At 66.6% G+C, this 21,930-nt stretch carries 37 protein-coding genes; 26 read left to right on the top strand and 11 right to left on the bottom strand.

Going from position 1 to position 21,930, the window contains the following annotated elements; genetic code table 11:
* Positions 1-179: 179 nt before the first annotated feature.
* Complete coding sequence (locus AB0M24_RS46960) at positions 180-461, bottom strand: DUF4287 domain-containing protein (protein ID WP_363781577.1); 282 nt, start codon at positions 459-461, stop codon at positions 180-182.
* Positions 462-569: 108 nt separating this feature from the next.
* On the opposite strand from AB0M24_RS46960, the gene AB0M24_RS46955 reads away from it, so the two are divergent.
* Positions 570-986 (top strand): hypothetical protein, encoded by a 417-nt coding sequence (locus AB0M24_RS46955; RefSeq protein ID WP_363781575.1) that lies wholly within the window; start codon positions 570-572, stop codon positions 984-986.
* Here the strand turns inward: AB0M24_RS46955 and AB0M24_RS46950 are convergent.
* From AB0M24_RS46950 to AB0M24_RS46905, 10 genes are all read right to left on the bottom strand, one after another.
* Positions 983-1,258, bottom strand: coding sequence for a hypothetical protein (locus AB0M24_RS46950; RefSeq protein WP_363781573.1), 276 nt, complete (start codon positions 1,256-1,258; stop codon positions 983-985). The genes AB0M24_RS46955 and AB0M24_RS46950 overlap by 4 nt on opposite strands.
* A gap of 158 nt (positions 1,259-1,416) precedes the next feature.
* Positions 1,417-1,863, bottom strand: a complete 447-nt coding sequence (locus AB0M24_RS46945) for a hypothetical protein (RefSeq protein WP_363781571.1) — start codon at positions 1,861-1,863, stop codon at positions 1,417-1,419.
* 90 nt (positions 1,864-1,953) lie between these two features.
* Complete coding sequence (locus AB0M24_RS46940) at positions 1,954-2,265, bottom strand: zf-TFIIB domain-containing protein (protein ID WP_363781570.1); 312 nt, start codon at positions 2,263-2,265, stop codon at positions 1,954-1,956.
* A gap of 39 nt (positions 2,266-2,304) precedes the next feature.
* Positions 2,305-3,129 (bottom strand): phosphotransferase, encoded by an 825-nt coding sequence (locus tag AB0M24_RS46935; RefSeq protein ID WP_363781568.1) that lies wholly within the window; start codon positions 3,127-3,129, stop codon positions 2,305-2,307.
* 21 nt (positions 3,130-3,150) lie between these two features.
* The gene (locus AB0M24_RS46930) at positions 3,151-3,600 is read right to left on the bottom strand and encodes a hypothetical protein (protein WP_363781566.1); all 450 of its coding nucleotides are present in this window, start codon (positions 3,598-3,600) and stop codon (positions 3,151-3,153) included.
* Positions 3,601-3,603: 3 nt separating this feature from the next.
* The gene (locus AB0M24_RS46925) at positions 3,604-4,161 is read right to left on the bottom strand and encodes a hypothetical protein (protein ID WP_363781564.1); all 558 of its coding nucleotides are present in this window, start codon (positions 4,159-4,161) and stop codon (positions 3,604-3,606) included.
* A gap of 12 nt (positions 4,162-4,173) precedes the next feature.
* Entirely contained in the window at positions 4,174-5,265 is a 1,092-nt protein-coding gene (locus AB0M24_RS46920; RefSeq protein WP_363781562.1) for a hypothetical protein, read from the bottom strand.
* Between the two features lies 1 nt (position 5,266).
* Complete coding sequence (locus tag AB0M24_RS46915; protein WP_363781560.1) at positions 5,267-5,611, bottom strand: hypothetical protein; 345 nt, start codon at positions 5,609-5,611, stop codon at positions 5,267-5,269.
* Positions 5,612-5,626: 15 nt separating this feature from the next.
* Positions 5,627-6,208 (bottom strand): YbaB/EbfC family nucleoid-associated protein, encoded by a 582-nt coding sequence (locus AB0M24_RS46910; protein WP_363781558.1) that lies wholly within the window; start codon positions 6,206-6,208, stop codon positions 5,627-5,629.
* An 82-nt stretch (positions 6,209-6,290) separates the two neighbouring features.
* Positions 6,291-6,848 carry a hypothetical protein gene (locus AB0M24_RS46905; protein ID WP_363781556.1) on the bottom strand — a complete coding sequence of 186 codons (558 nt, stop codon included), beginning with the start codon at positions 6,846-6,848 and terminating at the stop codon, positions 6,291-6,293.
* A gap of 254 nt (positions 6,849-7,102) precedes the next feature.
* On the opposite strand from AB0M24_RS46905, the gene rpsL reads away from it, so the two are divergent.
* The 25 genes from rpsL to rplO all read left to right on the top strand — a co-directional run bounded on the left by rpsL (position 7,103) and on the right by rplO (position 21,654).
* Entirely contained in the window at positions 7,103-7,477 is a 375-nt protein-coding gene (gene rpsL, locus AB0M24_RS46900) for a 30S ribosomal protein S12 (RefSeq protein ID WP_030473471.1), read from the top strand.
* Entirely contained in the window at positions 7,477-7,947 is a 471-nt protein-coding gene (gene rpsG / locus AB0M24_RS46895) for a 30S ribosomal protein S7 (RefSeq protein ID WP_030473470.1), read from the top strand. Before rpsL ends, rpsG begins: the two co-directional genes overlap by 1 nt.
* A 77-nt stretch (positions 7,948-8,024) precedes the next feature.
* Entirely contained in the window at positions 8,025-10,127 is a 2,103-nt protein-coding gene (fusA, locus tag AB0M24_RS46890; RefSeq protein ID WP_363781553.1) for an elongation factor G, read from the top strand.
* Positions 10,128-10,272: 145 nt separating this feature from the next.
* Positions 10,273-11,466 carry an elongation factor Tu gene (gene tuf / locus AB0M24_RS46885; protein ID WP_363781551.1) on the top strand — a complete coding sequence of 398 codons (1,194 nt, stop codon included), beginning with the start codon at positions 10,273-10,275 and terminating at the stop codon, positions 11,464-11,466.
* A 599-nt stretch (positions 11,467-12,065) separates the two neighbouring features.
* On the top strand, positions 12,066-12,371 hold the full coding sequence (rpsJ, locus tag AB0M24_RS46880; protein WP_003938093.1) for a 30S ribosomal protein S10: 306 nt from the start codon (positions 12,066-12,068) through the stop codon (positions 12,369-12,371).
* Positions 12,372-12,398: 27 nt separating this feature from the next.
* Positions 12,399-13,049 carry a 50S ribosomal protein L3 gene (gene rplC / locus AB0M24_RS46875; RefSeq protein ID WP_363781547.1) on the top strand — a complete coding sequence of 217 codons (651 nt, stop codon included), beginning with the start codon at positions 12,399-12,401 and terminating at the stop codon, positions 13,047-13,049.
* Positions 13,049-13,735, top strand: a complete 687-nt coding sequence (gene rplD, locus AB0M24_RS46870) for a 50S ribosomal protein L4 (protein WP_363781545.1) — start codon at positions 13,049-13,051, stop codon at positions 13,733-13,735. The genes rplC and rplD overlap by 1 nt, the downstream gene beginning before the upstream one ends.
* Complete coding sequence (rplW, locus tag AB0M24_RS46865) at positions 13,732-14,031, top strand: 50S ribosomal protein L23 (RefSeq protein WP_030473465.1); 300 nt, start codon at positions 13,732-13,734, stop codon at positions 14,029-14,031. The genes rplD and rplW overlap by 4 nt, the downstream gene beginning before the upstream one ends.
* A 19-nt stretch (positions 14,032-14,050) precedes the next feature.
* Positions 14,051-14,884: a 50S ribosomal protein L2 gene (gene rplB / locus AB0M24_RS46860; RefSeq protein ID WP_030473464.1), complete on the top strand. Its 834-nt coding sequence runs from the start codon at positions 14,051-14,053 to the stop codon at positions 14,882-14,884.
* 18 nt (positions 14,885-14,902) lie between these two features.
* Complete coding sequence (rpsS, locus tag AB0M24_RS46855) at positions 14,903-15,184, top strand: 30S ribosomal protein S19 (protein ID WP_015105260.1); 282 nt, start codon at positions 14,903-14,905, stop codon at positions 15,182-15,184.
* A gap of 34 nt (positions 15,185-15,218) precedes the next feature.
* A complete protein-coding gene (gene rplV / locus AB0M24_RS46850; RefSeq protein WP_112262346.1) occupies positions 15,219-15,617 on the top strand; it encodes a 50S ribosomal protein L22 in 399 nt (132 codons plus the stop codon).
* Positions 15,617-16,453: a 30S ribosomal protein S3 gene (gene rpsC / locus AB0M24_RS46845; RefSeq protein ID WP_112262345.1), complete on the top strand. Its 837-nt coding sequence runs from the start codon at positions 15,617-15,619 to the stop codon at positions 16,451-16,453. The genes rplV and rpsC overlap by 1 nt, the downstream gene beginning before the upstream one ends.
* Positions 16,454-16,456: 3 nt before the next feature.
* Positions 16,457-16,876 carry a 50S ribosomal protein L16 gene (rplP, locus tag AB0M24_RS46840; RefSeq protein WP_030473461.1) on the top strand — a complete coding sequence of 140 codons (420 nt, stop codon included), beginning with the start codon at positions 16,457-16,459 and terminating at the stop codon, positions 16,874-16,876.
* A complete protein-coding gene (rpmC, locus tag AB0M24_RS46835) occupies positions 16,876-17,118 on the top strand; it encodes a 50S ribosomal protein L29 (protein WP_089915286.1) in 243 nt (80 codons plus the stop codon). The genes rplP and rpmC overlap by 1 nt, the downstream gene beginning before the upstream one ends.
* Complete coding sequence (rpsQ, locus tag AB0M24_RS46830) at positions 17,115-17,396, top strand: 30S ribosomal protein S17 (protein WP_363781541.1); 282 nt, start codon at positions 17,115-17,117, stop codon at positions 17,394-17,396. Before rpmC ends, rpsQ begins: the two co-directional genes overlap by 4 nt.
* A gap of 71 nt (positions 17,397-17,467) precedes the next feature.
* Complete coding sequence (rplN, locus tag AB0M24_RS46825; protein ID WP_089949053.1) at positions 17,468-17,836, top strand: 50S ribosomal protein L14; 369 nt, start codon at positions 17,468-17,470, stop codon at positions 17,834-17,836.
* Between the two features lie 2 nt (positions 17,837-17,838).
* Complete coding sequence (gene rplX, locus AB0M24_RS46820; RefSeq protein WP_045309812.1) at positions 17,839-18,153, top strand: 50S ribosomal protein L24; 315 nt, start codon at positions 17,839-17,841, stop codon at positions 18,151-18,153.
* A 2-nt stretch (positions 18,154-18,155) separates the two neighbouring features.
* Complete coding sequence (rplE, locus tag AB0M24_RS46815; RefSeq protein ID WP_363781538.1) at positions 18,156-18,719, top strand: 50S ribosomal protein L5; 564 nt, start codon at positions 18,156-18,158, stop codon at positions 18,717-18,719.
* Between the two features lie 4 nt (positions 18,720-18,723).
* On the top strand, positions 18,724-18,909 hold the full coding sequence (locus AB0M24_RS46810; RefSeq protein ID WP_030473455.1) for a type Z 30S ribosomal protein S14: 186 nt from the start codon (positions 18,724-18,726) through the stop codon (positions 18,907-18,909).
* Positions 18,910-19,032: 123 nt separating this feature from the next.
* Positions 19,033-19,431: a 30S ribosomal protein S8 gene (gene rpsH / locus AB0M24_RS46805; RefSeq protein WP_030473454.1), complete on the top strand. Its 399-nt coding sequence runs from the start codon at positions 19,033-19,035 to the stop codon at positions 19,429-19,431.
* 12 nt (positions 19,432-19,443) lie between these two features.
* Positions 19,444-19,983 carry a 50S ribosomal protein L6 gene (rplF, locus tag AB0M24_RS46800; RefSeq protein ID WP_355300272.1) on the top strand — a complete coding sequence of 180 codons (540 nt, stop codon included), beginning with the start codon at positions 19,444-19,446 and terminating at the stop codon, positions 19,981-19,983.
* A gap of 1 nt (position 19,984) precedes the next feature.
* The gene (gene rplR / locus AB0M24_RS46795) at positions 19,985-20,386 is read left to right on the top strand and encodes a 50S ribosomal protein L18 (RefSeq protein ID WP_363781535.1); all 402 of its coding nucleotides are present in this window, start codon (positions 19,985-19,987) and stop codon (positions 20,384-20,386) included.
* 34 nt (positions 20,387-20,420) lie between these two features.
* Positions 20,421-21,029 (top strand): 30S ribosomal protein S5, encoded by a 609-nt coding sequence (gene rpsE / locus AB0M24_RS46790; RefSeq protein WP_030473451.1) that lies wholly within the window; start codon positions 20,421-20,423, stop codon positions 21,027-21,029.
* 2 nt (positions 21,030-21,031) lie between these two features.
* Positions 21,032-21,214, top strand: a complete 183-nt coding sequence (rpmD, locus tag AB0M24_RS46785; protein ID WP_030473450.1) for a 50S ribosomal protein L30 — start codon at positions 21,032-21,034, stop codon at positions 21,212-21,214.
* Positions 21,211-21,654, top strand: a complete 444-nt coding sequence (gene rplO, locus AB0M24_RS46780; RefSeq protein WP_363781533.1) for a 50S ribosomal protein L15 — start codon at positions 21,211-21,213, stop codon at positions 21,652-21,654. Before rpmD ends, rplO begins: the two co-directional genes overlap by 4 nt.
* The last annotated feature ends 276 nt before the right edge of the window (positions 21,655-21,930 follow it).

Raw genomic sequence — 21,930 nt, 5'->3', positions numbered from 1 at the left:
CGAAAAGCGTGTCGACTTGACCCAACCCCTCTGGCGCGGCCAACGATCAGCCACGACTCGTGACGGGACCCACCCCACCTAGTCGTTTCTTGGCTAAGGGCAACTCGGCTTCGCCATCGCCAAAGCAGCTCGGCTTCGCCATCGCCTTGCCTCGGCTTCGCCATCGCCATCGGCTTTGGTCAGCGGTTTGCTATGCCGTCCAGGCGGAGTGTTGTCGACTCGTCTCGGTGGGTGCCTGTGGTGCCCACGTGCTTCTCGCTGATCTGCGGGCCGTTCTTCAGGACGTGGTACAGCGCCATGCCGTGGCCTCTGCCCAGGTCGTAGTCGGTCTTCAGCCACTCCAGGAACACGCCTGCCTTCGTCGTGGCGTTGTAGCCGCGTGCGGTGGCTTCTGCCAGCAGGTCGGCCGGGGTCTTGCCGGTCTTCTTCTCCGCGCCGTCGAGGTAGGCCTGGAAGGACATCGTGGGCTCCGTTCGTCGTGGTGGAACTGAGCCTAAGACAATCGAACCTGTCTTGACAAGAAAAGTTGTCGGTGGGTTTCTGGTTGCTGCGCCTGCTTCGATGGAGGTGTGGGGGAGCTGCGGTGGGACGACGTTCGGGAGTGGTTCGACCCCGTGGACGGGTGCCTGCACGACGGGTGTGTCGACCGGGTTGGGCCTGGTGCGTGGCTGGCCGTTGTTGCGTTGGTGCGGGAGAAGGGCTGGCCGTTCGAGGAGCGCGAGTTGTCGCTTGCCGTGTGGCCTGCTGAGGGGTTTCAGGTCAACTTCTTCGAGAGCGCTGGTGACTACGACGTGCTCTTCGACATCCACGTCGGGGAGTTGCAGGGGCAGGGGCGGTTGGACTTGCTTTCCGCGTTCCTGCGAGGGCTGGGGCGGGAGTTCGGGCGGCCGGTCGCGTTGGCCTTTGAGGGGTGCGATCCGAGTGAGGTGCCGTACCTGCACTACGACCCTGTTGTCGACGGGTTCGTCTTTGATCGGGAGCCTTAGCGGCGGCGGGCTCTGGCCAGGGCTCGGGCGCGGATCACCAGGTCGTCGACCAGGTTCTCGTCGACTAGGGGCGGGATGCCTGACTCGTCGGTGCAGCAGCGGGGTTTGGTGCGCTTTTCGGAGAGGCGGGGGCGGACTCCGGCCATTTCGTAGAGGGCTTCGTAGAGGTCCAGGCCCGGGTCGTCGTCGTGTGGGCCCACGAGCAGTACCCAGACGACTTCTGGGGACGGGAAGGCGACCACTACGCGGTCGGCGCCTCTGAGGTGCTTCACGCAGAGGCGCGGTAGGGGTTCTGGGCCCGTCACTCGGTAGCCGAGGGCGGCGCAGCCTGAGTGGGCCAGTTCGTCCAGGAAGCGTTCGTAGGCCAGGCGGGCTCGGCCGCGGAGGCCGTTGGCCTGGGCGTTTGCTGTGTGGGTTTCTACTACCTGGATCAAACTGAGCGGACCACGCGTCCCTTGCCGCTGCGCATCTCGTCCAAGGACAGGGCCAGGTCGGGCCTGTCGAGCAACGACTGGTCGCTGAGGCGGCGGTGGACTTCGTCGATGAGGCCGCGGGTCTTGCCTGCGCGGCGGAGGTCGGAGACGAGGTGGAGGACCTCGTGGAGGCGCACGGTGTCGAGGAGCATGCGCGGTTCTTGGCTGTGGATGGCCAGGACGCCTTCTCGGGCCCAGGCCTTCACCGTTTTCTCGGTGAGGTCCAGGAGCTCGCCTGCCACCACGGGGCGGACGGGTGGGGCTTGGCGGAGGGTGCGGGCTACTACGCCGTCCAGCTTGTGGCGGCGTTCGTCGTCTTCTGCGAGGGATGACGCCACGGACTCGAGCTCTTCGATCGTTGCGAAGAGGTCTCGGATGTGGGCGGCCTCGGTCGCGACGGACATGACTACTCCTCCCGGTTGACTACCAATTATCGACCTGAAACTTGGTAGTCGTCAACGGCCCCGGAGCAGGGATCCGGGGCCGTCAGCGGGTCAGGAGGAGAAGAAGAGGCCGGCGAGGCCGTGGTGCTTGCGGTGGCCGTAGCCGTAGCCGTGACCGCCACCGTGGTGGTGGTGGATCTGCTGCGGCGCGGCACCCCAGGCGGGCTGGGCCGGCTGCGGGTAGGCGACGGGCGGAGGGGCGGGAGCCGCGGGCGGCGGCGTGTGCATCTGGGCCTCGAGGCGGGTGATGGACTCGAGCTCGCCGTAGTCGAGGAAGACGCCGCGGCAGCCGTCGCACTGCTCGATGTGAACGCCCATGCGGTCGAACGTGCGCATGTTCGCATGACACTTGGGACACTGCATCGTGGTGAGCCTCCTGGGTGGGACCGGACAAAAACGATATTAGCCGCGGTCGCCGTTGGCGTGCGTCGCGACGATCCGACGACACGCCTCGACCAGCGGTTCCACTGCCTGCAGGCCGGTCACTAGTGCCCGCGCTGCCATTTGCACAACGTACGCCTGAGCCGGAATGTTGAGGACATCCCATTCCGATGTCGTCAGCGCCACACCACCCGTTTCACGGTAGGTGTTCAGGAACCTCGCCCAGAGATCACCGGGGAGGATGCCCGCCGCGAACAAAGCCGCAGGTCGGGCCAGGTCCCACACCGGGTCGCCGACTCCCAGGTCGTCCACGTCGATGAGCCGCCAGGAGCCGCGGTGGACGAGCTGGCCGAGGTGCCAGTCGCCGTGGATGAGGGCGCGTCCGGGCAGGTCCAGGGACGGCAGGGATTGGAAGGCCTCCAAGACGACATCGGCGTTGGGCAGATCGGGTGGCAGGGCCTTGATGGCCCGCACGATTCGTTCCGGAGCGCCCGCCACCGGACCCTGCACGGGCAGCGCGTGCAGCCGTGCCAGCAGGGCCGCGCTCTCCTCCCACGGCGCCGCGTCGGGGTCCGCCTGGCTCACCGGCGTCCCGTACGGCCACACCGTGACGGGGCGGTCTTCCACGAACTGCACCGGCTTCAACGGGGGCAGCATCAGCTCGGGGTGCGCGGCCGCGATCTCCACCCGTTGCCGCAGCGCGTCGACGTCGACGTCCGCGGGGTGCGCCTTGGCCACCACGTCGCCGACGCGCACCACCACGACGTCCCCGCGGTCGCCGCCGAGCACCTCGGGATCGGCGGAAGAGCCGGTCAGCGAGGCCATTGCCGCGATCAAGTCGTCCACGCGCACAAGTGAATCAGGTGCTCACCTGGAGATGCAGATCGTCCTCTGCGGCTGCGAGTAGGTCTTCGAGTCCTCGCCCGCGCACAACAGCCGGTCCGACTTCCCGTCGACGACCTTGGTGACCTTGCGCGTCGACGGACCGCACGCCACGCGCTGGAAGTACTGGTTCGTCGCCTTGAGGCAGTCGCCTTCGCGGACGTCGAGGACGTAGCAGTACCGCGTCTTGCCCGTTTTGCGCGAACGACCGGACGACTCGTCGAGGTAGTCGCCGGTCGGGCACATCGTCCGCTTCTCCCGCGACGACACGCGGTACACGGCGTCGGCGGAGGAGCAGTCCACTTCCTCCATGTCGACGCTCGTGTCGTTCACGTCGATCTGCCGCGCGCACTCGCCGACGCCCGCCTGCTCGTGCCACCCCGAGCACCCGGCGAGCAGCAGCGTCAGCGACGCGATCAGGGCAGCGGTCTTCATCGGTCACACCTTCGAGATGCAGACGGTCGACGCGGGCTTCGAGTAGACGTGCGAGTCGTCGCTGTCGTTGCACAGCTTCTCGTCCGCCTTGCCCGCCACGACCTTCGTCACCTTGTTCGCGGACTGTCCACAAGCGACTCGTCGGTAGAGCTTGAACTCACCGACCGGAGCCACCGTCAGGCAGTCGCCCTCCCGCACGTTGAGCGTGTAGCAGTCGCGCTGCCGGCGGTTGGACTTCCGCGTGGCCTTGCCGGTGTCCTTGACGTAGTCGCCGTCGGGGCACCTGGGGCTCGAGGACGTGGACGAGTCGGCCAGCTTGTACATCGCCTGCGGTGCCGCGCAGTCGGTCTTCACGAAGTCGAGCCGTTCCTGGGACACGGCTTTCGCCTCCGCGCAGTCGCCGATGCCGGGGTCGTCGCGGAAGGTGAAGTACCCCAGCACACCGAGCCCGACCAGGAAGGCCGTCACCACGGCGATTCCGAGCTTGGTGGCCTTCGGCTTCTGACCGACTGGGTGCTGCTGCACGTGTTCCTGGTGCCATCGCTGGGCAGGGGAGGTCATGGCCGCTTTCCGTCAGATCGAGAGCTTGCGGTTGATGTCTTCGTGGTCGGGGCCTTCGTCGGTCGCCATGTCGTACAAGGATTTGCCGTTCTCCTTGGCGCTGTCGAGCAAAGTCGTGCCCGCGTTGCTCAACGCGTCCTTGCCGAACTGCTGCGCCGAGCCCTTCCACCCGCCGGGGCCGATCACGTTGCCGGCCTTGTCCACGCCGCGGAACGTCTCCATCGCGTCCTTGCCGGCGAACTTCTCGGCCGTGTTGCGCCACCACTTCGGGCCGGCGAGCTTGCCGGACAGCACCTTGAGGACCTTGCCGATCTTCTGCAGCACCGACGTCACCCGCTGCACGATCCGGCCGACACGGGTGGTCGCCACCGCGACCTCGGCGGTGGTCGCGGCTGCGGCGGCCACCTCGGAGGCACCCAGCGTCGGCACTGCGGCCGCCTGCGCCGCGAGCCAGGTGATGATCAACCACTCGATCAGGGACGCGATCAGGTCCATCACCAGGTCGTACGCCGTCTTCATCAACGCCGCGCTGCCCTCGAGCAGCGTGACGATGCTGTCCGCGACGCCCTTGGTGTCCTCGATGCCGGTGCCGAACTCGACCAGGCGCTCGCGGGCGGCGTCGGCGGACTGGCCGTGCCACGACGACAGGCCGGAGCCGACCTTGTCCTTGAAGCTCTTCGCGAGGCCTTCCAGCTTCTTGGACACCTCGCCGAACTCCTCTGCGGCGTTCTTCAGCTCCTCCTCGTCGCCGGTGACCAGCTTGAGCGCGTCGTCGAGGGGCTTGATCACGTCGATCAGGAAGCCGAGCCCGACGGTCAGCAGGGTGTGCAGCGGGTCGGCGATCAACCCGGCGATCGGCAGCCCGGAGACGAAGCTCTGGATCTCGCCGGCCGCCTCGACGACGTTCGCGTCACCGCTGATCAGCCCGGCCGCCGCGTCCCACGCCTTGTCGAAGTCCTCCTTGAAGGAGCTCTCCTCCCAGGCACCGGCGACGCCCTGGCCCTTGATCAGGCCGTCCCCGCCGCCCTCCTGGTTGGTCCAGTAGTTGTCCTCGCGGGCCTCGTCGGCGGTCTTGACGTCCTCGGGAAACTCCGGTTCTGCCACGTCAGCCACCCACCTTCGGCGGCGCGGACGCCGCGTTCAGCTGGGTGCCGAGGTCGTTCAGGGCGGTGCGCACGCCCTCGTTCACGTCGCGGTAGTGCTCGCCGGTCAACGACAGCTTGTCGCCGACCTTGGTCATGCTCTCGACCATCTTGTCCATGTGCTCCATGAAGCCGTCCATCAGGCCGACGTACTCGCTGTACGTGATGGCCTGGCCGAGCAGTCCCCACGACTGCTCGGGCACCCTCGCCTTCTCCGCGGCGGCCTTGATCTCGCTCGCCTGGTCCGCGAGGCCGGAGACGTCCCTCCCGCAGCGGATCACGGCTTCGGCGTTCACACCGAATGACATCGCAGTTCCCCCAAGTCAGCGCAGGATCGAGCCGAAGCCCTCGTCGTCGTCATCCACCCGCGGCGGCGGCCCGGGCCGTTGTGGTCTGACCGGAGGAGGCGGCGGCATCCGGTGCTGCGGGGGAGGCGGAGGCATCGGCGGACGCTGCATGGGTGGCGGCGGAGGCGCGTGCCGGTTCTGGGCGCGTTGGAGCACCGAGCCGTCCTGCGCGGGAGGTGGTGGTGGCGGCGGAAGTTCGGGAGCCGGCCCGAAGACGTCCTCCTGCACCTTGTTCACCCGCGCGGCGATGTCGATCTGGTCGCCGGCGAACTGCTGCACGAGCTCGGCGGACGCGCGGGCGGACTGCGCCACGGCCTGCTGGATCGTCGCCGTGACCGCACGCGACAGCGCCTGCGGCGAGAGTCGCAGCGCCTCTGGTCTGAACTCCACGTTCAGGATCGACCCGCCGGGTCCGGCCACGACGGTGACGGACCGGTCGGGTGACGACGCCGCCGCGCGCAGCGCCGACATCTCCTCTTTCATCTGCTGGTAACCCGCGATGCGCTGCTCGGCCTTTCGGCTCGCCTCGGCGACGGAGTCCGCGGTGGGTTCTGACAAGGCCGGATCCTCTGGATAGATCTTGGTGTGGCGCGCCCTGTCTAGCGCATGGCGGAACGCGGTACGTCCGTTTCGGCGATGTTCACGGCCTGCGGAGGCAGATGGTCGTTTCGGGTTGCGCGTAGTAGATGGCCTCGTCCCGCGGTTCGCACCCGCCCGCGGAGCCGGTGAGAACCGCTGACACCTTCGCCACCGTCGGCGCGCCGTTGCACTCGGCCCGCACGAGCACCGCGCGTTCGCTCAGCTCTCGCCGCCGGGGACCCTGCAGCTCCAGGCAGTCGCCGGTCTTCGCGTTGAGCACCAGGCACTCCGTCTGCTCGGGACCCGCGACCGCCCGGTAGGGCCCGAACGGACACGTCCCGGGCTTGCGGTCGCCAGGCGACGGGACGATCACGGCGATGCGGTAGCTCGCGTTGTACGCCGAGCAGTCGATCTTCTCGTAGCTCAGGGCTTTGAGATGTGAACGCACCGACCGGCAGTCGCCGACCGCGTCCGGACGGCTCTCCTGCCGGAAGTGACCGAGCAGCGCTGTGAGACCCACCACGCTCAGCGCCGTCAACACGACCGGCACGATCCATTGCCGCCACACGGTTGTGCGCCTCCCGTCGAGGTGAACCCGCAGGTGCCATGTGTACTGCACGGGTCGTGGCGGTACCCCCGTTTTGACCCGGGTAGACGTGGGCGGGTATCTTTGCTACTCGTGCCCGACCCATGTCGGGCCGCTCCGCGTGCCCGTGAGGCAGCGGTGTCCTCCACTCGCAGTGGCAGTTGAACTGTTGCTTGCGGACCTTGGGAGCGGGCGACACGCCCGACCTCGGGTGCAGAGAGGGATCAAGAAACACGAGGGTGAACCGCAAGGAGATCCCTCAAAAAGACGGAAGAAGCAGCCGGCGAATGCCAACGATCCAGCAGCTGGTCCGCAAGGGCCGCCAGGACAAGGTGGCGAAGCAGAAGACGGCGGCCCTCAAGGGCTCGCCGCAGCGGCGCGGTGTGTGCACCCGCGTTTACACCACCACCCCCAAGAAGCCGAACTCCGCACTGCGCAAGGTCGCTCGCGTGAAGCTGACCAGCGGTATCGAGGTCACGGCCTACATCCCCGGTGAGGGCCACAACCTCCAGGAGCACTCGATGGTGCTCGTGCGTGGCGGTCGTGTGAAGGACCTGCCGGGTGTTCGCTACAAGATCATCCGTGGCTCTCTCGACACGCAGGGTGTCAAGAACCGCAAGCAGGCTCGTAGCCGCTACGGCGCGAAGAAGGAGAAGAGCTAATGCCCCGCAAGGGACCGGCCCCCAGGCGGCCGCTTATCTCCGACCCGGTGTACAGCTCGCCGCTCGTGACCCAGCTCATCAACAAGGTGCTGGTCGACGGTAAGCGCTCCGTGGCCGAGAAGATCGTCTACGAAGCCCTCGAAGGTGCTCGCGAGAAGACCGGCACCGACCCGGTCGTCACGCTGAAGCGCGCGCTCGACAACGTGAAGCCGGCTCTCGAGGTCAAGAGCCGCCGCGTCGGTGGCGCGACCTACCAGGTCCCGGTCGAGGTCAAGCCCGGCCGCTCCACCACGCTGGCGCTGCGCTGGCTGATCACCTTCTCCCGGCAGCGCCGTGAGAAGACCATGGTCGAGCGTCTGATGAACGAGCTGCTCGATGCGAGCAACGGTCTCGGTGCGAGCGTCAAGCGCCGTGAGGACACGCACAAGATGGCCGAGTCCAACAAGGCCTTCGCCCACTACCGCTGGTGATCTGACGCCCGGCCTCGCGAGAGGCCGGGCTCTCCCAGCCCTAGTGAGCTGACAAGCTCAAGACAGGGGAAAGACCCGTGGCACAGGACGTGCTCACTGATCTTGCCAAGGTCCGCAACATCGGGATCATGGCCCACATCGACGCGGGCAAGACCACGACGACTGAGCGGATCCTCTTCTACACGGGGATCAGCTACAAGATCGGCGAGGTTCACGACGGCGCTGCCGTGATGGACTGGATGGAGCAGGAGCAGGAGCGCGGCATCACGATCACGTCGGCCGCGACGACCTGCTACTGGAAGAACCACCAGATCAACCTGATCGACACGCCCGGCCACGTCGACTTCACCGTCGAGGTCGAGCGCAACCTGCGCGTCCTCGACGGCGCCGTTGCCGTCTTCGACGGCAAGGAGGGCGTCGAGCCGCAGTCCGAGCAGGTCTGGCGGCAGGCGACCAAGTACGACGTCCCGCGCATCTGCTTCGTCAACAAGATGGACAAGCTGGGCGCGGACTTCTACTTCACGATCAAGACGATCCAGGACCGGCTCGGCGCCAAGCCGCTGCCGATCCAGATCCCGATCGGTGCCGAGAGCGACTTCATCGGCGTCGTCGACCTGATCGAGATGCGCGCCCTCACGTGGCGCGGCGAGGTCCAGAAGGGCGAGGACTACGCGATCGAGGAGATCCCCGCGGATCTCGTCGAGCGCGCGGCCGAGTTCCGCGAGCAGCTCCTCGAGGCCGTCGCCGAGACCGACGACGCGCTGACCGAGAAGTACTTCGAGAACGGCGACCTGTCCGTCGACGAGATCAAGGCGGGCCTCCGCAAGATCGTCGCCGAGGGCACCGCGTACCCGATCCTCTGCGGCTCGGCGTTCAAGAACAAGGGCGTTCAGCCCATGCTCGACGCGGTGATCGACTTCCTGCCGTCGCCGCTCGACCTCCCGCCCGTCGAGGGCACGCTGCAGGACGGCGAGACCGTCGTGTCGCGCAAGGCGTCGAGCGACGAGCCGTTCTCGGCTCTGGCGTTCAAGATCGCCGTGCACCCGTTCTTCGGCAAGCTGACCTACATCCGGGTCTACTCGGGCAAGGTCGCCTCCGGCACCCAGGTCGTCAACGCGACCAAGGACCGCAAGGAGCGCATCGGGAAGATCTTCCAGATGCACGCCAACAAGGAGAACCCGGTCACCGAGGCCATCGCCGGTCACATCTACGCCGTGATCGGTCTGAAGGACACCACGACCGGTGAGACCCTGTGCGACCCGCAGCACCCCATCGTGCTCGAGTCGATGACCTTCCCCGAGCCCGTCATCCAGGTGGCCATCGAGCCCAAGACGAAGGCGGACCAGGAGAAGCTCGGCACCGCGATCCAGAAGCTGGCCGAGGAGGACCCGACGTTCCGGGTCAACCTCGACCAGGAGACGGGCCAGACCATCATCGCCGGCATGGGCGAGCTCCACCTGGACATCCTGGTGGACCGCATGCGCCGCGAGTTCAAGGTCGAGGCCAACATCGGCAAGCCTCAGGTGGCGTACCGGGAGACCATCCGCAAGGCGGTGGAGAAGTACTCCTACACCCACAAGAAGCAGACCGGTGGCTCCGGCCAGTTCGCGAAGGTGCTCGTCACCGTCGAGCCGCTGGAGAAGAAGGAAGACGGCGCGCTCTACGAGTTCGTCAACGCCGTCACCGGTGGTCGCATCCCCCGCGAGTACATCCCGTCGGTCGACGCGGGTGCGCAGGACGCGCTGCAGTACGGCGTGCTGGCGGGCTACCCGCTGGTCGGCGTGAAGGTGACGCTGCTCGACGGCGCCTACCACGAGGTCGACTCCTCGGAAATGGCGTTCAAGATCGCTGGTTCGATGGCCCTCAAGGAAGCCGCCCGTCAGGCGTCTCCCGCGATCCTCGAGCCTCTGATGGCCGTCGAGGTCACGACGCCCGAGGAGTACATGGGCGACGTGATCGGCGACCTGAACTCCCGCCGTGGCCAGATCCAGGCCATGGAGGAGCGCAGCGGCATCCGTGTCGTCAAGGCACTGGTTCCGCTGTCGGAAATGTTCGGGTACGTGGGTGACCTGCGGTCCAAGACCCAGGGTCGTGCCAACTACTCGATGGTGTTCGACTCCTACGCAGAGGTTCCCGCGAACGTCTCGAAGGAGATCATCGCGAAGGCGACCGGGGAGTAACTCCCCACCGGAGCACCGCAGTTCCATCGCGGGCTCTCCGGGGGCCAATCCCTGGGGTCCGCACTTTTCGACCCTGACGTGTAGTCCGGCGGGTGGCCACAAATGCCCGCCGGACCAGCAAAAAGAAGTCCAGGAGGACAATCCAGTGGCCAAGGCGAAGTTCGAGCGGACGAAGCCGCACGTCAACATCGGCACCATCGGTCACATCGACCATGGCAAGACCACGCTGACCGCGGCGATCTCCAAGGTTCTGCACGACGCGTACCCGGACGTGAACGCCTCGTTCGCGTTCGACCAGATCGACAAGGCGCCGGAAGAGAAGCAGCGCGGTATCACGATCTCGATCGCTCACATCGAGTACCAGACCGAGAACCGTCACTACGCGCACGTCGACTGCCCCGGTCACGCCGACTACATCAAGAACATGATCACCGGTGCGGCGCAGATGGACGGCGCCATCCTGGTGGTCGCGGCGACCGACGGCCCGATGCCGCAGACGAAGGAGCACGTCCTCCTGGCCCGCCAGGTCGGCGTCCCCTACATCGTCGTCGCGCTCAACAAGGCCGACATGGTCGACGACGAGGAGATCCTGGAGCTCGTCGAGCTCGAGGTCCGCGAGCTGCTCTCCGAGTACGAGTTCCCGGGCGACGACCTGCCGGTCGTGCGCGTCTCGGCGCTGAAGGCGCTCGAGGGCGACGAGCAGTGGGGCAAGTCCGTTCTCGAGCTCATGGCCGCCGTTGACTCGGCGATCCCGGAGCCGGAGCGCGAGGTCGACAAGCCGTTCCTCATGCCCGTCGAGGACGTCTTCACGATCACCGGTCGCGGCACCGTGGTGACCGGTCGCATCGAGCGCGGCATCATCAACGTGAACTCCGAGATCGAGATCGTCGGTATCAAGGAGACGTCGAAGAAGACGACGGTCACCTCGATCGAGATGTTCAAGAAGTTCCTCGACGAGGGTCGCGCCGGTGACAACGCCGCGCTGCTGCTCCGCGGCATCAAGCGCGAGGAGGTGGAGCGCGGCATGGTCATCGTCAAGCCGGGCACCACGACCCCGCACACCGAGTTCGACGCGCAGGTCTACATCCTGTCGAAGGACGAGGGTGGCCGCCACACGCCGTTCTTCAACAACTACCGTCCGCAGTTCTACTTCCGGACGACGGACGTGACCGGCGTGGTGACCCTCCCCGAGGGCACCGAGATGGTCATGCCGGGCGACAACACCTTCATGAGCGTGAAGCTGATCCAGCCGATCGCCATGGACGAGGGTCTGCGCTTCGCGATCCGCGAGGGTGGCCGCACGGTCGGCGCCGGCTCGGTCACCAAGATCAACAAGTGACCCGGCTGTAGCCAGCAGTACCTGAAGTACGTCGCAAGGCCGGGCTGACTCCTGGAGTCGGCCCGGCCTTCGTCGTTGTACGACCCGATGTGTGCGTCAGCTCACGTCGAACCGCGCACGGGGGAGCGTGGGCAGATCTGTCGCGGGATTGTGTTGCCGGACAAAGAAACCAGCGCGGCCGTCGCTCCACACGCGACGGACAGGGCGGTTCACCGGCCAAGATCCGGACGTGATCTGCCTCCAACTCACCCACCCCGATTTGGACCGCCTCACGCCCGTGTGGCATCCTTTACGGGTTGCTCGACGAAGGCCGGGTCGCATTCGTGCGTCCCCGAGTCCATCGACCGAGCGTCCGCGCCCTGTTAGTGAACGCCTCCTTGCGGAGATGGGCATCAGGGTGCATGGGCTGTGGTAGGCCCAATCCCACCGGGGAGACCTTGAGTGGGACCGGTATGCGCACCGGGCGCGACACGCCCGACCGCGTGGACCGGGCACCATGACACTTCAACAGGGGCGGAGCGCGCCAAGAGGCTGTAACAGGCCTCATCCGAGGCACCGCACCGCAGCGGTTACGAGAAGCAGAGGAACGGCAAGCCATCATGGCGGGACAAAAGATCCGCATCCGGCTCAAGGCCTACGACCACGAAGCGATCGACGCGTCTGCACGCAAGATCGTGGAGACCGTGACGCGCACCGGCGCTCGGGTCGTCGGACCGGTGCCGCTGCCCACTGAGAAGAACGTGTACTGCGTCATCCGCTCGCCGCACAAGTACAAGGACTCGCGCGAGCACTTCGAGATGCGCACGCACAAGCGGCTGATCGACATCCTCGACCCGACGCCGAAGACGGTGGACGCGCTCATGCGCATCGACCTGCCGGCCAGTGTCGACGTCAACATCCAGTAAGCGTTGGGCGCGGAGAGTAACGGACCAATGTCTGACAGGCAGATGAAGGGCATCCTGGGCACCAAGCTCGGCATGACTCAGGTCTTCGACGAGAACAACCGGGTCGTCCCGGTGACCGTCGTCAAGGCTGAGCCCAATGTCGTCACCCAGGTGCGTACCGAAGAGAAGGACGGCTACACCGCCGTCCAGCTGGCGGCCGGCGCGATTGACCCGCGCAAGGTCAACAAGCCCGTCGCGGGCCACTTCGCCAAGGCCGGGGTCACGCCCCGTCGCCACCTGGTGGAGCTGCGCACGGCGGACGCCGGCGAGTACACGGTCGGCCAGGAGATCACCGCTGAGGTGTTCGAGGCCGGCGCTGTTGTCGACATCACCGGCACCAGCAAGGGCAAGGGCACCGCGGGTGTCATGAAGCGCCACAACTTCCGGGGTCTCGGCTCCAGCCACGGCACCCAGCGCAAGCACCGCTCGCCGGGTTCCATCGGTGGCTGTGCCACTCCGGGTCGCGTCTTCAAGGGTCTGCGCATGGCCGGCCGCATGGGCCACGTGCGCGTCACGACCCAGAACCTGAAGGTGCACAAGATCGACGTGGAGAACGGCCTGCTGCTCATCAAGGGCGCCGTTCCCGGTCCCAAGGGTGGTCTGGTGTTCGTCCGGACGGCCGCGAAGGGTGGTGCCTGATGTCGACGGTTGAGATCCGCACCCCGGACGGCAAGTCCGCCGGCACGGTCGAGCTCCCCTCGGCGATCTTCGACGCGCAGGCGAACGTCGCGCTGCTGCACCAGGTTGTCGTCGGCCAGCAGGCCGCCGCCCGCCAGGGCACGCACTCGACGAAGACCCGCGGCGAGGTGTCCGGTGGTGGCAAGAAGCCGTACCGCCAGAAGGGCACCGGTCGCGCCCGCCAGGGTTCGACGCGTGCGCCGCAGTTCGCCGGCGGTGGCGTCGTCCACGGCCCGCAGCCGCGTGACTACACCCAGCGGACCCCCAAGAAGATGAAGGCCGCCGCTCTGCGTGGCGCCCTCTCCGACCGGGCCCGCGCCAACCAGGTGCACGTCGTGTCCGGCCTGGTGGACGGGGACACCCCGTCGACCAAGACCGCGCGCAAGGTCCTGGAGTCGGTCACCCAGGCCCGTCGCGTTCTCGTGGTGCTCAACCGCACCGACGAGGTCGCCTGGGTCAGCGTGCGCAACCTGCCGCACGTGCACGTGATCGCGCCGGACCAGCTCAACACCTACGACGTGCTCGTCAACGACGACGTGGTGTTCACCAAGGACTCGCTCGACGTGTTCCTCGCCAGCAAGGCCCAGTCGGGTCGCGGCTCGGCCGAGGCCACGGCGGTCGTGGTGGACGAGGAGGCCTCGAAGTGATCCCCGACCACAGGGACATCTTGCTCGCGCCGGTGATCTCCGAGAAGTCCTACGGGCTTCTCGAGGAGAACAAGTACACCTTCTTGGTGGCGCCGGGTTCGAACAAGACCCAGATCAAGATTGCCGTGGAGAAGGTCTTCGGCGTCAAGGTCGTCAGCGTCAACACCATCAACCGGCAGGGCAAGCGCAAGCGCACCCGCACCGGGTTCGGCAAGCGCAAGGACACGAAGCGCGCGATCGTGACCCTGTCCTCGGACAGCAAGCCGATCGAGATCTTCGGCGGCCCTGCCGCCTGATGACGAGGACTGCGTAGAGATGGGCATTCGCAAGTACAAGCCGACGACTCCCGGTCGTCGCGGTGCGAGCGTCTCCGACTTCGCCGAGATCACTCGGTCGACGCCGGAGAAGTCGCTGATCCGCCCGCTGCACAAGCTGGGTGGCCGCAACGCGTCGGGCAAGATCACCACGCGGCACAAGGGTGGCGGTCACAAGCGGGCCTACCGCTTGATCGACTTCCGTCGCCACGACAAGGACGGCGTGCCGGCCAAGGTCGCTCACATCGAGTACGACCCGAACCGCACCGCGCGCATCGCGCTGCTGCACTACGCGGACGGCGAGAAGCGCTACATCATCGCCCCGGAGAAGCTCAAGCAGGGTGACACGGTTGAGAACGGCCCCAAGGCCGACATCAAGCCGGGCAACAACCTGCCGCTGCGCAACATCCCGGTCGGTTCCGTGATTCACGCGATCGAGCTCCGCCCCGGTGGCGGCGCGAAGATCGCTCGCTCCGCCGGCGCCTCGGTTCAGCTCGTGGCGAAGGACGGCCCGTACGCCCAGCTGCGGATGCCTTCGGGCGAGATCCGCAACGTGGACGTGCGCTGCCGCGCCACGCTCGGCGAGGTCGGCAACAAGGAGCACCAGAACATCAACTGGGGCAAGGCCGGCCGCATGCGGTGGAAGGGCAAGAAGCCCACCGTGCGTGGTGTCGCCATGAACCCCGTTGACCACCCGCACGGTGGTGGTGAGGGCAAGACCTCCGGTGGTCGCCACCCGGTCAACCCGGCTGGTAAGCCCGAGGGTCGTACTCGCCGCCGCAAGCCAAGCGACAAGCTCATCGTCCGGCGTCGTCGCACCGGTAAGAAGCGCTGAGCAGGGAGGGAGTGAAGGATGCCTCGCAGCCTTAAGAAGGGCCCCTTCGTGGACGACCACCTGCTCAAGAAGGTGGACGTTCTCAACGAGTCGGGCAAGAAGACCGTCATCAAGACGTGGTCCCGTCGGTCCACGATCATCCCGGACATGCTGGGTCACACCATCGCGGTGCACGACGGCCGCAAGCACGTCCCGGTGTTCGTGACCGAGGCCATGGTCGGGCACAAGCTGGGCGAGTTCGCCCCGACCCGCACCTTCAAGGGCCACATCAAGGACGACCGGAAGTCTCGTCGCCGCTAGGCGTCGAACTGAGAAGAGCAAGGGAAAAGCAGCGATGAACGCCCGTAAGGACGCTGAGGCGCCGGAGTTTCCGCGCGCCGTGGCTCGGGCTCGTTACGTTCGCGACACCCCCATGAAGGTGCGTCGCGTCATCGAGCTCATCAAGGGTCGTAACGCCAGCGAGGCCCTGGCCGTGCTCCAGTTCGCGCCCCAGGCCGCCTCTGAGCCGGTCGCGAAGGTGCTCGCCAGCGCCATGGCCAACGCCGAGAACAACCTGTCCCTGGACCCCGACACCCTCTGGGTTGCCGTGGCCTACGTGGACGAGGGTCCGACCCTCAAGCGTTTCCGCCCGCGTGCCCAGGGCCGCGCGTACCGGATCCGCAAGCGGACGTCGCACATCACCATCGAGGTGGAGTCGCGTCCGAAGAAGACCAGCGCGAAGGGAACCCGGTAGTGGGCCAGAAGATCAACCCGCACGGCTTCCGGCTGGGGATCACCACCGACTGGAAGTCCCGCTGGTACGCAGACAAGCAGTACGCCGAGTACGTGGCCGAGGACGTCAAGATCCGTCGGCTGCTCTCGCGCGGCATGGAGCGTGCCGGTATCTCCAAGGTGGAGATCGAGCGCACCCGTGACCGGGTTCGCGTCGACATCCACACCGCTCGGCCGGGCATCGTCATCGGCCGTCGCGGTGCCGAGGCTGACCGCATTCGTGGCGAGCTGGAGAAGCTCACCAAGAAGCAGGTCCAGCTGAACATCCTCGAGGTGAAGAGCCCCGAGTCGGACGCGCAGCTCGTGGCACAGGGTGTCGCCGAGCAGCTGTCCAACCGCGTTGCCTTCCGGCGCGCGATGCGCAAGGCCATTCAGTCGGCCATGCGTTCGCCGCAGGTCAAGGGCATCCGCGTGCAGTGCGGTGGTCGCCTTGGCGGCGCCGAGATGTCCCGCTCGGAGCACTACCGCGACGGCCGCGTGCCGCTGCACACGCTCCGCGCCAACATCGACTACGGCTTCTTCGAGGCCCGCACCACGTTCGGCCGTATCGGCGTGAAGGTGTGGATCTACAAGGGCGACATCGTCGGTGGCATCTCCGCCAAGCGCGCGCTCGACGCGGCTGCGCCTTCGCAGGCCGACCGCGCCCCGCGCCGCGACCGCGGCGAGCGTCCGAACCGGGCACGTCGCTCGGGTGCCAGCGGCACCACGGCGACGAGCACCGAGGCTGGTCGTGCCGCAGCTGACGCCAACGCTGCGTCTGCTGAGGCCCCGGCCGCAGCAGAGAAGACGGAGAGCTGAGTCATGCTCATCCCGCGCAGGGTCAAGCACCGCAAGCAGCACCACCCCAAGCGGTCGGGTGCTGCCAAGGGCGGCACGAAGGTCACCTTCGGTGAGTACGGCATCCAGGCTCTCGAGCCGGCCTACGTCACCAACAGGCAGATCGAGTCCGCTCGTATCGCCATCACGCGTCACATCCGCCGTGGCGGCAAGGTCTGGATCAACATCTTCCCGGACCGTCCGCTGACGAAGAAGCCGGCCGAGACCCGCATGGGTTCCGGTAAGGGTTCGCCGGAGTGGTGGGTGGCCAACGTCAAGCCGGGTCGCGTCCTCTTCGAGATGGCGTTCCCGAACGAGCAGGTCGCTCGCGAGGCGCTCCGCCGCGCGATCCACAAGCTCCCGATGAAGTGCCGCATCGTTACGCGTGAGGGTGGTGAGTTCTGATGGCAGCGGGTACCACCGCTTCCGAGCTGCGTGAGCTCACCGAGGAAGAGCTCGTGCTGCGTCTGAAGGAGTCGAAGGAAGAGCTCTTCAACCTTCGCTTCCAGATGGCCACGGGCCAGCTCGACAACAACCGGCGGCTGCGCACGGTCCGGCACGACATCGCCCGGATCTACACCGTGATGCGGGAGCGGGAGCTCGGGCTCTCCGTTTCGCCGGATTCCACTGGTGAGGGTGCGGCATGACCGACAGCAACGAAGTTCAGACCGAGAAGCGCAACGACCGCAAGGTCCGCGAGGGCCTCGTCGTGTCCGACAAGATGGACAAGACGATCGTGGTTGCGCTGGAAGACCGCAAGAAGCACCCGCGTTACTCCAAGGTCATGCGCTCCACCACCAAGGTGAAGGCGCACGACGAGGAGAACTCGGCGGGCGTGGGCGACCGCGTCCTGCTCATGGAGACCCGGCCGCTGTCCGCCACCAAGCGCTGGCGGCTCGTCGAGGTCCTCGAGAAGGCCAAGTAAGTCCTTTCTAGACAGACCGAGCCCGTCGGGTCGGAAATCCGGCGGGCCAGGAATGGTCAAGGAGCAGGTAAGTGATTCAGCAGGAGTCGCGGCTTCGTGTCGCCGACAACACTGGTGCGAAGGAGATCCTTTGCATCCGTGTTCTCGGTGGCTCCGGCCGCCGCTACGCGGGCATCGGCGACATCATCGTCGCGACCGTCAAGGACGCGATCCCCGGTGCCGGCGTGAAGAAGGGTGACGTGGTCAAGGCCGTCGTCGTCCGCACCGTCAAGGAGCGCCGTCGTCCGGATGGCTCGTACATCCGCTTCGACGAGAACGCCGCTGTGCTCATCAAGAACGACAACGAGCCGCGCGGCACCCGCATCTTCGGCCCGGTCGGGCGCGAGCTGCGTGACAAGAAGTTCATGAAGATCATCTCGCTGGCTCCGGAGGTGCTCTGACCATGAAGGTGAAGAAGGGCGACACGGTCGTCGTCATCGCCGGCAAGGACAAGGGCGCGAAGGGCAAGGTCATCCAGGCCTACCCGGAGACCGGCAAGGTCCTGGTCGAGGGTGTCAACCGGATCAAGAAGCACACCAAGATCACGCAGACCCAGCGGGGCGCGCAGTCTGGTGGCATCGTGACCCAGGAGGCCCCGATCAACGTCTCCAACGTGATGGTGGTCGACTCGGACGGCAAGCCGACCCGTGTTGGTTACCGGACGAACGACGAGGGCAAGCGGGTCCGCATTTCCCGTCGTAACGGGAAGGACATCTGATCATGACTACCGCAGAGAAGATCATCCCGCGGCTCAAGACGCGCTACCGCGACGAGGTGAAGGGCGAGCTGCAGAAGCAGTTCAACTTCCCCAACGTGATGCAGATCCCGGGCGTCGTGAAGGTCGTCGTCAACATGGGTGTCGGCGACGCCGCCCGTGACGGCAAGCTGATCGAGGGTGCCGTCAAGGACCTCTCGATCATCACCGGCCAGCGTCCCGAGGTTCGTCGGGCCCGCAAGTCCATCGCGCAGTTCAAGCTGCGCGAGGGCATGCCGATCGGCGCGCGCGTCACGCTGCGCGGCGACCGCATGTGGGAGTTCCTCGACCGTCTGCTGACGATCGCGCTGCCCCGTATCCGCGACTTCCGCGGCCTCTCGGGCAAGCAGTTCGACGGCAACGGCAACTACACGTTCGGTCTGAACGAGCAGTCGATGTTCCACGAGATCGACCCGGACGCTATCGACCGGCCTCGCGGCATGGACATCACCGTCGTCACCACCGCCACGAACGACGAGGAGGGCCGGGCGCTGCTGAAGCACCTGGGCTTCCCGTTCAAGGAGAACTGAGTCGATGGCCAAGAAGGCGTTGATCAACAAGGCCGCGAAGAAGCCGAAGTTCAAGGTCCGGGGTTACACCCGGTGCCAGCGTTGCGGCCGCCCCCACGCGGTGTTCCGCAAGTTCGGCCTCTGCCGGATCTGCCTGCGCGAGATGGCTCACCGCGGTGAGCTGCCTGGCGTGAGCAAGTCCAGCTGGTAATTCAAAGCTCCACTACTTCGCTGTAGGCCCGCACACGACCGTCCAGTCCCTCTCCCTTTCGGGGGAGGGCTGGTCTGGACCCTGAGCCGGTGAACCGCAGCGAGAAAGGTTGACCAGGTCACCATGACGATGACCGACCCGATCGCAGACATGCTCACTCGTCTGCGCAACGCGAATTCGGCTTACCACGACAAGGTCGTGATGCCGCACTCGAAGCTGAAGGCCAACATCGCCGAGATCCTCAAGCGCGAGGGCTACATCGCCTCGTACCGCGACGAGGAGGGCGAGGTCGCGAAGAACCTCGTCGTCGAGCTGAAGTACGGCCCGAACCGGGAGCGCAGCATCGCCGGCCTCCGCCGCGTGTCGAAGCCGGGCCTGCGCGTGTACGCGAAGTCCACCGGCCTGCCCCGAGTTCTCGGTGGCCTCGGCGTGGCGATCATTTCGACCTCTGGTGGTCTCATGACCGACCGCCAGGCCAACAAGGCAGGCGTGGGCGGAGAAGTCCTCGCCTACGTTTGGTAAGGGGGAGTAGACATGTCGCGCATCGGTAAGCAGCCGATCATTGTCCCCTCCGGGGTCGACGTGAACATCGCCGGCCAGGACGTGAGCATCAAGGGCCCCAAGGGTGTCCTGACGATCACGATCGCTGAGCCGATCAGCCTCGAGAAGGCTGAGGACGGCACGCTCGAGGTCAAGCGCCCGAACGACGAGCGCCGCAACCGCGCGCTCCACGGCCTGTCGCGCACGCTCGTGCACAACATGGTCGTCGGCGTGACCCAGGGTTACGAAAAGAAGATGGAAATCCACGGCGTCGGTTACCGCGTCGCGCTCAAGGGCTCTGAGCTCGAGTTCGCGCTCGGTTACTCGCACCCCGTCAAGGTCGAGGCCCCCGCGGGCATCACCTTCGCGGTCGAGACCCCGACCCGTTTCTCCGTCTCGGGTATCGACAAGCAGCTGGTCGGTGAGGTCGCCGCCAACATCCGCAAGCTGCGCAAGCCCGACCCGTACAAGGGCAAGGGCGTCCGCTACTCGGGCGAGAAGATCCGTCGCAAGGTCGGAAAGACGGGTAAGTGACATGAGCGAGTCGACTGTTACGAAGCGCAAGCCGGTGGGCAAGGACATCTCCACCAGGCGTCGTGTTGCCAAGGCCCGTCGCCACTTCCGCCTTCGCAAGAAGGTCAGCGGCACCGCCGAGCGTCCGCGCCTGGTCGTGCACCGGTCGTCGAAGCACATCACCGTGCAGATCATCGACGACCTGAAGGGCCACACGGTCGCGTCCGCGTCCTCCATGGAGGCCGACGTCCGCACCATGGACGGCGACAAGAAGGCCCGTGCGGCCAAGGTCGGCCAGCTGGCCGCGGCCCGCGCCAAGGACGCCGGTATCACGGCGGTCGTGTTCGACCGCGGTGGCAACGCGTACCACGGCCGGATCGCTGCTCTGGCTGACGCCGCTCGCGAGGCGGGGCTGGAGTTCTGACAATGATCATCACTGGAATTGAGAGGGACGCCTGATGCCAGGACGTACGCGTCGCGAAGGCGGCGGGGGCGAGCGCGGAGAGCGCCGCGACCGTCGTGACGGCGGCCGCGGCGGCGCGGCCCAGGAGAAGACCCCCCACCTCGAGCGCGTGGTTGCGATCAACCGCGTGTCCAAGGTGGTCAAGGGTGGTCGTCGTTTCAGCTTCACCGCGCTCGTCGTGGTGGGTGACGGCGACGGCATGGTCGGCGTCGGCTACGGCAAGGCCAAGGAAGTTCCCGCGGCCATCGCCAAGGGTGTCGAGGAAGCGAAGAAGAACTTCTTCCGCGTGCCTCGCATCGCCGGCACCATCCCCCACCCGGTTCAGGGTGAGAAGGCCGCTGGTGTGGTCCTGCTGCGTCCGGCCTCGGCCGGTACCGGTGTCATCGCGGGTGGCGCTGTCCGCGCCGTCCTCGAGTGCGCCGGCGTGCACGACGTGCTGTCGAAGTCGCTCGGCTCCGACAACGCGATCAACATCGTGCACGCGACCGTGGCGGCCCTCAAGGGCCTGCAGCGTCCCGAAGAGGTCGCGGCCCGTCGTGGCCTGCCCCTCGAGGACGTCGCTCCCGCCGGAATGATCCGCGCCCGCGCGGGCCAGGGGGTCTGACCATGGCTCTCAAGATCACCCAGGTTCGGAGCACCATCGGCACGAAGCACAACCACCGCGAGTCGATGCGCACCCTCGGGCTGCGCAAGATCCGTCAGTCGGTCGTGCGTGAGGACACCCCCCAGGTCCGCGGCTTGATCCACGCCGTGCGCCACCTGGTGGTTGTCGAGGAGGTCCAGTCGTGACCATCAAGATTCACGATCTGCGTCCTGCCCCCGGCGCCAAGACCGCCAAGACCCGCGTTGGTCGTGGTGAAGGCTCCAAGGGCAAGACCGCCGGCCGCGGTACGAAGGGCACGGGCGCTCGCAAGAACGTCTCGCCGCGCTTCGAAGGTGGCCAGATGCCGCTGCACATGCGGCTCCCGAAGCTCAAGGGCTTCCGCAACCCGTTCCGCACCGAGTACCAGGTCGTGAACGTCTCCGCCATCGCCGCCTCCTTCCCGGAGGGTGGCTCGGTGGACGTTCCCGCGCTGGTGCTGGCCGGTCTGGTCCGCAAGGGTCAGCTCGTCAAGGTGCTGGGCGACGGCGATGTCAGCGTCAAGCTGGACGTCACCGCTGACAAGTTCTCCAAGTCCGCTGTGGAGAAGTTGGCTGCTGCTGGTGGGTCTTCCACTGTGGCTTCCTGACGCGGGGTTGTCGCGTTAGAACTGTCTGAAGGGCCCTGAGGCTTTGCCTCGGGGCCCTTTGGCGTTTCTGGGGCTTTGTGGGGGCGGCCTTTGGCCGCGCGCACACCTTGCGTTGGCCGTCTCCCTGTTGGGTTGGCGGGTTCCGGTTTGTTGTTCGTAGGTGGGCGCGTGCCGTGCTTGTGTTCCGGTTGCGTTCTGGGAGCTCTGCCCCAGACCCCGCCAATCTGATCAAAGACCCACCAGCGCCGTGGGTGGGTTGATGGCACGCCTGTTGCT

It is taken from the genome of Lentzea sp. NPDC051838, assembly GCF_040681245.1.
GTDB lineage: Bacteria > Actinomycetota > Actinomycetes > Mycobacteriales > Pseudonocardiaceae > Lentzea.
The sequence above is the reverse complement of the archived record's forward strand: the minus strand, read 5'-3'. Positions and strand labels throughout refer to the sequence as shown.